Below are 9,339 nucleotides of genomic sequence, written 5' to 3' on the forward strand. Positions count from 1 at the left end.
TCTCAATAGGAATTTATTCTTGACAGGGTGAGAGCAGCTATGCTACATTTTCGTCCATGGTGCTGATTTGCACCAGTGACCCGCCGTCCCGGCGGGTTTTGCTTTTGGGACCTCGCCAACCAACACGCCGGTAAGGTTCCCAGAAAACGACCAACCCCTGCCCCGACTAGCCAGTCTCCAGAAGCTTGAAAACGCGCCGTTTCGTTTGAGCGTCGGGTCACCTATATTGCCGGCGAAGTGTTTGGCGAGGACGACAGAGATGGCCGAGGACGCCGATCCGGCGCGCAGATCGATCGGTGCGCGGCGCAATCCCGACAGCGCCGAGGCCATTCTCCAAGCCGCCGAGACCGTACTGGTCGAAGCCGGTTATGCCGGTTTCTCGATCGAGGCGGTGGCGCGGCGGGCCCGCGCCGGCAAACCCACCATCTATCGCTGGTGGCCGAGCAAGGCGGCGTTGCTGCTTGAGGTCTACCAGCGCCAGAAGCGCGTCGATGTTCCCGATACCGGGCGGCTGGAGGAGGATCTCGTCGGCTTCCTGAAAAACCTGTTCGCCCACTGGCGCGAGACATCGTCGGGAAGCGTGTTCCGGTCGCTGATCGCCGAGGCACAGTCGGACGCGACCGCGGCCGCGGCCCTTGCCGACTACTCACTGGGCCGACGGTCCCATACCGCCCAGATCATCGAACGCGCCAAGGCAAGGGGCGAAATCCCGGCCGAAATCGATTCAGCTGTCGTCGCCGACCTGATCGCCTCCTTCGCCTGGAGACATCTGCTGACCAACCGGCTCGACGAGGACGAAGCGACCATCGGCAAGGCCGTCAACTACGTGATGCGAGGCATAGCGGCGCCTGCCTCGTAAAGACGGCAATGAATGAAAAGGGCGCGGCAACCCCTGGCTGCCGCGCCCCTTTTTCAAAAAGCTGCCAGTCTTACTTGGCGCTTTCCAGCGTATCGACCGCCTTCTTCAGGTTGGCGTCGGGGATCTCGACCTTGGCGCCGGCGCGCAGCGACTTGACCAGCGCGAAATACTTGTCGCGGATGACCGCCTGCTTGGCCTGGTCCTTGACGTCGTCGAAGGCCGGCGGCTGCTTGGTGCGCTTGTCCTCGAGCTTGATGACATGCCAGCCGAACTGCGTTTGCACCGGCTGCTCGGTGTATTTGCCGACCTCGAGCGCGGAGGCCGCCTTGTCGAACTCCGGCACCATCTGGCCAGGTCCGAACCAGCCGAGGTCGCCGCCGCTGGTCTTGCCTGACGGATCGCTGGTGTGCTCGTTGGCGAGCTTCTGGAAGTCGGCGCCGCCGTCGAGCTGCTTGATGATCGCCTCGGCCTCTTCCTTCGTCTTCACGAGGATGTGACGGGCATGCAGCTCGTTGGTGGGCGGCGTGTTGGCGATTTCCTGGTCGTAACGGGCGCGGACCTCGGCGTCGGTGACCTTGTCGACGACACCCTTCTCGACCATCTCGCCATGCAGCGCGCGCTGCTGCAGGAAGGCCATGCGGCGCTGGAAGTCGGGATCCTTGTCGAGCCCTGTGGTGACCGCCTGGGCGGCCATGACGCGGATCTCGATGGCAGCCGAAAGGGCGGCGGCACGGCGCTGCTCGGGCGGCAATTGTGCGAACTGCTGCGACAATTCCCCTTCGGCAAGCACCAGATCTGCTTCGGTCAGGGGCTGACCGTTGACCGTGGCGATAACCTTATTGGGATCGACCGGTGCCGCGGCTGGCGCTGCTGCATCCGCTGGAGCGGGAGCGGTTTGCTGCGCCATCACAGGCGAGAGCGAAAGGGCCGACAGGCCGACGGCCAAGCCAAGGCTGGCGAGCGACGCGCGGCGAAACAACAGGGACATAGGGGGACTCCGGTGGGGATTGTTAAGAGGGGTGCTTCCAGATCGGCCAGATTGTGGCGGAATTTGGCGCAGCCAGCAGGGCCAGCGCGGCGTTGACATCAGTTGAGCCCCCTCTTATCTGTCCAACGACTTTGCGTCCAGAACCGTTTTCCGGGCGCTTTTTGTGTTTGTCCACGTTCACGTGGAATTGATGGGGCCGCCCGGCGCTCATCTCAAGATTGAGAATTCTATCGAAAGGACCATTGGATGGTCAGTCTCGGCGGTCTCGCCCGTAAGGTTTTCGGTTCCTCCAACGACCGTCGGGTCAAATCGACCCGGCCCCGTGTCGAGGCGATCAACGCCATGGAAAACGAGATGCGGGCGCTTTCCGATGAGGAATTGGTCGGCCGCACCGCGAAATTCCGCCAGGACATCGCCAACGGCGCCACGCTCGACGATCTGTTGGTGCCGGCCTTCGCCACCGCCCGCGAGGCCGCGCGCCGCGTGCTCGGCATGCGCCCCTTCGATGTCCAGCTGATCGGCGGCATGGTGCTGCACAATGGCGGCATTGCCGAGATGCGCACTGGCGAGGGCAAGACCCTGGTCGCGACGCTGCCGGTCTACCTCAACGCGCTTGCCGGCAAGGGCGTCCACGTCGTCACCGTCAACGACTATCTGGCCACCCGCGACTCCGAATGGATGGGCCGCGTCTACAAATTCCTCGGCCTCTCGGTCGGCGTCATCGTCCACGGCCTGTCCGACGAGGAGCGCAGCGCCGCCTACGCCGCCGATGTCACCTACGCCACCAACAACGAGCTCGGCTTCGACTATCTGCGCGACAACATGAAATACGAGCGCGCCCAGATGGTGCAGCGCGGTCACAATTACGCGATCGTCGACGAAGTCGATTCCATCCTGGTCGACGAGGCACGCACGCCGTTGATCATTTCCGGTCCGCTCGAGGACCGTTCGGAAATGTACAACACCATCGACACCTTCATCATCCAGCTGCAGCCGCAGGATTATGAGATCGACGAGAAGCAGAAGACCTCGATCTTCACCGAGGAAGGCACCGAGAAGCTCGAGAACCTTTTGCGCGACGCCGGCCTGCTCAAGGGCGAGTCGCTCTACGACGTCGAGAACGTCGCCATCGTCCACCACGTCAATAACGCGCTGAAGGCGCACCGGCTGTTCCAGAAGGACAAGGACTATATCGTCCGCAACGGCGAGATCGTCATCATCGACGAGTTCACCGGCCGCATGATGCCGGGCCGCCGCTATTCGGAAGGCCTGCACCAGGCGCTCGAAGCCAAGGAGCATGTGGCGATCCAGCCGGAGAACCAGACGCTCGCCTCCGTCACCTTCCAGAACTATTTCCGCCTCTACAAGAAGCTGTCCGGCATGACCGGCACGGCGCTGACCGAGGCAGAGGAATTCGGCAACATCTACGGCCTCGAAGTCACCGAGATCCCGACCAATCTGCCGGTGATCCGCATCGACGAGGACGACGAGGTCTACCGGACGGTCGAGGAGAAATACAAGGCGATCGTCAGGGAGATCCGCGAAGCCAGCGCCAAGGGCCAGCCGACGCTGGTCGGCACCACCTCCATCGAAAAGTCCGAGCAGCTGGCCGAGCGCCTGCGCAAGGAAGGTTTTACCGATTTCGAAGTGCTGAACGCTCGCCATCACGAGCGCGAGGCGGCGATCGTCGCCCAGGCCGGCAAGCCCGGCGCCATCACCATCGCCACCAACATGGCCGGCCGCGGCACCGACATCAAGCTCGGCGGCAATGCCGAGATGCGGATCGAGGAAGAGCTGGGCGACATGCCGGCCGGCCCCGAACGCGAGGCGCGGGAAAAGGAAATCATTGCCGACATTGAGCGGCTGAAGGAAAAGGCATTGGCCGCCGGCGGCCTCTATGTGCTGGCCACCGAACGCCACGAATCGCGCCGCATCGACAACCAGCTTAGAGGTCGTTCAGGAAGACAAGGCGACCCCGGCCGCTCGAAATTCTTCCTGTCCCTGCAGGACGATCTGATGCGCATCTTCGGCTCCGAGCGCATGGACGGCATGCTGCAGAAGCTCGGCCTCAAGGAAGACGAGGCGATCATCCATCCGTGGATCAACAAGGCGCTGGAAAAGGCGCAGAAGAAGGTCGAGGCGCGCAACTTCGACATCCGCAAGAACCTGTTGAAATATGACGACGTCTCCAACGACCAGCGCAAGGTGGTGTTCGAGCAGCGCATCGAACTGATGGACGGCGAAGGCCTCTCCGAAACGATCGCCGAGATGCGCGAAGGCGTCATCGACGAGATCGTCGCCAAGGCCATTCCCGAAAACGCCTATGCCGAGCAGTGGAACGTTGCCGGGCTGAAGGCCGAGATCGCCGAGTTCCTGAACCTCGACCTGCCGGTCGAGGACTGGGCCAAGGAAGAGGGCATCGCCGAGGACGACATCCGCGAGCGCATCGCGCAGGCCGCCGAAGCCGCCGCCAAGGAGCGCGCCGAGCGTTTTGGCCCCGAGGTGATGAACTATGTCGAGCGCTCGGTGGTGCTGCAGACGCTCGACCATCTGTGGCGCGAGCACATCGTCAATCTCGACCATCTGCGCTCGGTCGTCGGCTTCCGCGGCTACGCCCAGCGCGATCCGCTGCAGGAGTACAAGGGCGAGGCGTTCGAACTCTTCCAGGCCATGCTTGGCAATCTGCGCCAGGCCGTCACCGCGCAGCTGATGCGCGTCGAACTGGTCCGTCAGGCCGCCGAAGCGCCACCTCCGGAAGCCCCCGACATGTTCGGCACCCATATCGACGGCAGCACCGGCGAAAACGACTTCGAAGGCGGCGAAACCGCCCTCCTGGTCCGCCCGGAGACAACCGCAATCGTCGCCCCCGAAGACCGCGACCCCAACAACCAGGCCACCTGGGGCAAGGTAGGCCGCAACGAAGCCTGCCCCTGCGGTTCGGGGAAGAAGTACAAGCACTGCCATGGGGCGTTTGCGTAAAGGCGCGGCGCTTTCCTTCTCCCGTCACTATACGGGGAGAAGGTGGCCCGCAGGGCCGGATGAGGGGCGGCGCCTGCGTTCGCGATTAGCCAATCTCCCCACCTGAGGGGGAGATGGCCGGCAGGCCAGAGGGGGGCGATGTCCCGCCGACTAAGCCGCCTCGAACTCGAACTTCAGCTGCGCGGCCTCATCCTCTGGCAGCCAAGGCACCATCTGAGGCACGATCTTGCGATAAAGCCGGGTGCTATCCTGATCGGCAACGTCTCCGTGCTGCGCGCCTCGGCGATGATGAAACAGCGGCGCAAACCTCAAACGCCTGTGCCGCCCCTCATCCGCCTGCCGGCACGTTCTCCCCGTATAGGGACGGGGCGAAGGAAATTCCTCACCCAACCGTTTCTTAATGTGTCTCCGCTACACCAACGCCTGAAAAAGAAGCGGAAAACGGAGAGAAATCGGGGTGCGCTTTTCCGCGGCCACGACTGCCGGGCGGTTCTTGCCGCAGCGTTGGGCGCTGCGCATGGGGCCGTTGCTTGGCCGCATCGATGCTGTGCTGTTCACCGCCGACGAGCGCGGCGAGGCCAGCCGCATGTCGGTTATCGCCTTCTCGGTCCGCATCGTCAGCGCCGTCATTGCCTTCGTCAGCCAGGTGCTGATGGCACGCTGGATGGGCTCGTTCGAGTACGGCATCTTCGTCCTCGTCTGGGTGACGATGGTCATCGTCGGCAATCTCGCCTGCCTGGGCTTCCACACCTCCGTCATCCGCTACATTCCCGAATACCGCGAGCGCGGCTTGATGGACGAGTTGCGCGGCATCGTGCTGGCCAGCCGTCTGTTCGTGCTGATCGCCTCGACGCTGATTGCCGGGCTCGGCGCGCTCGGCGTCTGGCTGGCGGCACCCTGGATCGAGAGCTACTATGTGATCCCGTTCATCCTCGGCGTCATCTGCCTGCCGATGATCGCCATGTCCGACCTTCTGTCGGGCCTGGCACGCGCCAACAGCTGGGCGCTGTTTGCCCTGTCGCCGACCTATCTGGTGCGGCCGGTGCTGATCCTGCTGTTCATGGCGCTGATGCTGCTGGCGGGCTATGCTCCTGACGCAAAGACCGCGATCTTCGCCTCGATCGCCGCCACCTACGCCACAACGCTCGGCCAGCTTATCGGTGTCACCCAGCGCATGGAACGGCAGATTCCGGCCGGGCCGATGAAGGTCCATTTCGCGCAATGGTTCGTCGTCTCGCTGCCGATCTTCCTGGTCGAGAGCTTCTTCTTCCTGCTGACCAATGCCGACGTGCTGATGGTCGGCGCCTATATGGACCCCAATGACGTCGCCGTCTATTTCGCCACGGTGAAGACCCTGGCGCTGGTGCATTTCGTCTACTTCGCCGTCAAGGCCGGCGTTGCCCAGCGCTACGCCCAGTTCACCCATGGCGACCCGCAAAGGCTCGCCGCCTTTGCCCGCGAGACGGTGTCGTGGACGTTCTGGCCTTCGCTGTTGATGGCGCTGCTGGTGCTGGCGCTCGGCGAGCCGATGCTGGTGCTGTTCGGCCCGGAATTCAGCAGCGGCTATCCCTTGCTGTTCCTGCTCGTCTTCGGCGTCGCGGCGCGCGCCGCCGTCGGCCCCTGCGAAAGCCTGCTGACGATGAGCGGCAACCAGAACATCTGCGCCGCCGTCTATGCCATGACGCTGGCCTTCAACATCGCCCTCAACGTGATGCTGATCCCGATGTTCGGCCTGTGGGGCGCGGCCATGGCCACCGCCTTTGCCATGATCTTCGAAGCCGGCGCGCTGTCCTTCACGGTGTGGCGCAAGCTCGGCATCGTCATGCTTATCTTCGTGCCTGCGAAAGGAGCCGCGTGATGGCTGCCATCCCGTTGCTTGAGGAAACCAGCGGCGGCACCGCCGGCGCCATGGTGTCGGGCCTTGCCGGGCTGACCCGTGACGCCGACCCCGCCCATATCGAGATTCTCGCCAACAACCGGCCCGAGCGCAAGCTCGCCATCTACCCGGCATCCGCCGGTTTCGACCTGGTCGAGGAGCTGGATTATCTCTGCGCCCGCACGGTCGAGCCCAACGTGTTCTTCAACCCGCGTTTCCTTGCGCCCGCCATGCCGCGGCTGGAAGATCGCGAGGTGCGGCTGGCGGTCATCCGCGACGGCGACGAATACCGCAACCGGCTGCGCCTTCTGGTGCCGTTCTCAGTGGAACGGCCGGTGGTGCCGCTCGGCGTGCCGGTGATGCGCACATGGTCGAGCCCGTTCGGTCCGCTCGGCACGCCGCTGGTCGACCGCGACGACCCGGTGGGCGTCGTCGAGGATTTCTTCTCGATGCTGTCGCGCCCGCATCTCAAGCTGCCGAAAGTGTTCGTCCTGCCCGATGTCCGGCTCGATGGCCCGGTGGCGAGCCTGTTTGCCACCGTGGCCGAGACGCGCGGCCTGATGCTGGTCACCACCGGCCAGACCCTGCGCCCGGCGCTGGAGAGCGAGCGCGACGGCGATGATTATCTGAAGGCCTCGCTGCGTTCGCACCATTATCGCGAATTCCGGCGGCTGAAGCGGCGCCTCGGCGACCTCGGCAGGCTGGAGCATGTCGTGGCGCGCGGCCCCGAAGACATCCGCCACGCCATCGAGAACTTCCTGACGCTGGAGGCGGCCGGCTGGAAGGGCCGCGAACGCACCGCCATGGCGATCGACCGTTTCCGCGCCGCCTTCGCCCGCGAAGCCGTGCACCGGCTGGCCGAGCAGGACATGTGCCGCATCCATTCGCTGACGCTCGACGGCCGCACCATTGCCTGCCTGATCGTCTTCGTCGAAGCCGGCATCGCCTACACCTGGAAGACCGCCTATGACGAGACGCTGGCCAGCTATTCGCCGGGCACCTTGCTGATGATCGAGGTGACCGGGCAGCATCTCGACGATCCCAACATCATGATGACCGATTCCTGCGCCGTGCCCGACCATCCGGTGATGAGCCGGCTATGGGCCGAGCGCAAGCCGATGGGCACGCTGGTGATCGGCCTGACGCCGGACGCCGACCGCCTCACCCGCCAGGCCGCCTCGCAACTGCACCTCTACCGCGAAACCCGCAACATGGCCCGCCTGCTGCGCAACCGCATGAAGAGCTTGTTGGGGCGGCGCTGAGAAAAGGCAAGGGTGCGGTTCTGGAAGGATGGCACATTTTCGCTGCAATATTTGACACAGAGGTGGCCGGGACTTTACTTCGATTGCCCAAGAGGCAAGCGCTAAGATCGACTTCCGCTTCAAAAAAACGAGATTTCTTGCAGCAATTTTCCGGTGAAACCCGGCAAGATCTACTCGCATTCTTGTCCTTGATGCACGATAGTCTAGTGATTCGGTCCGCGATGAGAGAAAAATGTCGCTGAATCATGAGGCCAACGGCGCCCGGCACATCAGTGCGAACGACAGCGCCGTTGTCCGAAGGGCCGACGAAGACTTCGAAGAACTGATTCGAAGCATCCGAGCCGCCACGCATCAAGCTTTGCCTCTCTTCGAAGAGGAGCCCGTGACCGGATTGGCCCAGTCAGACACGCTGGCCGCCTCCCTCGGCTCGACTTCGGCCCGGACGGGCTCGAGTCAGGCCCACGCCATGCGCGGCTCCTCGCTCTTGTCCAACGATGACGACTTGGCGTGGTCGCTGGTTGAGGACTATGTGGCCAGGCTCGATGCGCAAACGCACGATGCCGACGCTCCCGATACGGACAAATGGGACTTGCAGGAAGAGGTGGCGAAGCTGCAACGTTTGCAGGATCGCACCTCGAAAGAGCTTGGGCGAAAATCGCGCGAGCTATCGATCGCAAGCAAGACCATCGCCGACCTGGAGGTCCAACTCAACAGGGCACGGCAGACCATTGCGCAGGCGGATAGGCATGCCGGCCAGCGCGCAACACGGTTCCTCGAAGCGAATGTCGAGGTCGAGCGCCTGGGACGGAACCTGGCGCGCGTGTCGGGGCAACTCCGCGACGAGACCATGGCCAGGCAAGCCACCGAGCAGGCGCGTGAGGACGTTGCATTGCGGCTCGCCAGCTTGCAACAGGCCGCCATGCTGCTTCGTTCCAAGGTCGCGGACTACCAAGTCCACAACGAACGACTGACCGGCAAACTATCTGCGCAGATGCTTGTACAGCAGGACCTGCAAGCGCGGCTGTCCACGGTCGAGCATCAGCGCGGCGTTCTCGGCGATTGCGCCGCCGCCGCGCAGGAACGGGCCGTCGAACTTGAAAAGAGGTTGCGCTTGCTCCAGCGCAGCACCCCCGATCAAAGCGTGGTCCGCGCAACGCCGAGCGCCGGGCAGCGCGCCGAGGACGTGGCCGAGCATCGGCGCCAAACCTCGGAAACCGAGATTGCGAATTTACGCCGGGAGCGCGACGCGGCGCGCCGAGACTGTGGCGCGGTGAAGGTTCAACTCGCCGATCTCCGCTTGCGCGGCATGACCGACGAACTCGCGCATGCCCGTTGCCGCAACGAGAACCGCCAGCTTCACCAAAGGCTGGAAACG

General features: G+C 63.8%; 6 protein-coding genes. 5 read left to right on the forward strand and 1 reads right to left on the reverse strand.

The features are described 5' to 3' along the window. Positions 1 to 259 precede the first annotated feature (259 nt). Positions 260 to 859 (forward strand): TetR/AcrR family transcriptional regulator, encoded by a 600-nt coding sequence (locus tag EN884_RS14365; protein ID WP_063169076.1) that lies wholly within the window; start codon positions 260 to 262, stop codon positions 857 to 859. A 70-nt stretch (positions 860 to 929) separates the two neighbouring features. Here the strand turns inward: EN884_RS14365 and EN884_RS14370 are convergent, their stop codons facing one another. Beyond that, on the reverse strand, positions 930 to 1,847 hold the full coding sequence (locus EN884_RS14370; RefSeq protein ID WP_024503787.1) for a peptidylprolyl isomerase: 918 nt from the start codon (positions 1,845 to 1,847) through the stop codon (positions 930 to 932). A 246-nt stretch (positions 1,848 to 2,093) separates the two neighbouring features. On the opposite strand from EN884_RS14370, the gene secA reads away from it, so the two are divergent. The 4 genes from secA to EN884_RS14395 form a co-directional block, all read left to right on the forward strand. After that, positions 2,094 to 4,826, forward strand: a complete 2,733-nt coding sequence (secA, locus tag EN884_RS14375) for a preprotein translocase subunit SecA (RefSeq protein WP_063169077.1) — start codon at positions 2,094 to 2,096, stop codon at positions 4,824 to 4,826. A 457-nt stretch (positions 4,827 to 5,283) separates the two neighbouring features. After that, on the forward strand, positions 5,284 to 6,684 hold the full coding sequence (locus tag EN884_RS14385; protein ID WP_063169078.1) for a lipopolysaccharide biosynthesis protein: 1,401 nt from the start codon (positions 5,284 to 5,286) through the stop codon (positions 6,682 to 6,684). Then, the gene (locus EN884_RS14390) at positions 6,684 to 7,964 is read left to right on the forward strand and encodes a GNAT family N-acetyltransferase (RefSeq protein WP_063169079.1); all 1,281 of its coding nucleotides are present in this window, start codon (positions 6,684 to 6,686) and stop codon (positions 7,962 to 7,964) included. The genes EN884_RS14385 and EN884_RS14390 overlap by 1 nt, the downstream gene beginning before the upstream one ends. Positions 7,965 to 8,196: 232 nt before the next feature. Continuing rightward, the coding region (locus EN884_RS14395; RefSeq protein WP_164895009.1) for a hypothetical protein at positions 8,197 to 9,339 on the forward strand (1,143 nt) is incomplete at its 3' end.

It is taken from the genome of Mesorhizobium sp. M7A.F.Ca.AU.001.01.1.1 (assembly GCF_004022735.1).
Lineage (GTDB): Bacteria > Pseudomonadota > Alphaproteobacteria > Rhizobiales > Rhizobiaceae > Mesorhizobium > Mesorhizobium ciceri.